This window comes from Klebsiella spallanzanii, assembly GCF_902158555.1.
GTDB lineage: Bacteria > Pseudomonadota > Gammaproteobacteria > Enterobacterales > Enterobacteriaceae > Klebsiella > Klebsiella spallanzanii.
Genome location: NZ_CABGGS010000042.1, coordinates 1 through 304 on the forward strand (window position 1 = coordinate 1; position 304 = coordinate 304).

General features: G+C 47.0%; 1 rRNA gene. It reads right to left on the reverse strand.

The features are described from left to right. A 23S ribosomal RNA gene (locus FN082_RS20575) occupies positions 1-113 on the reverse strand; the annotation flags it as partial. Positions 114-304 lie beyond the last annotated feature (191 nt).

The window sequence follows — 304 nt, forward strand, 5'->3', positions numbered from 1 at the left end:
CATCGCCGGCTATAACGGTTCATATCACCTCACCGACGCTTTTCGCAGATTAGCACGTCCTTCATCGCCTCTGACTGCCAGGGCATCCACCGTGTACGCTTAGTCGCTTAACCTCACAACCCGAAGATGTTTCGTAAAACACCCTCGTGTCGCGAAAATTTGAGAGACTCGAACACACCATTAACAGTGTGTCGTTTCAATTTTCAGCTTGATCCAGATTTTTAAAGAGCAAATATCTCAAACGTGACTCGCTGAGCCAGTTTTGAGATATTAACGGGTTGTGCCTTTCACTCACGAACCAGCA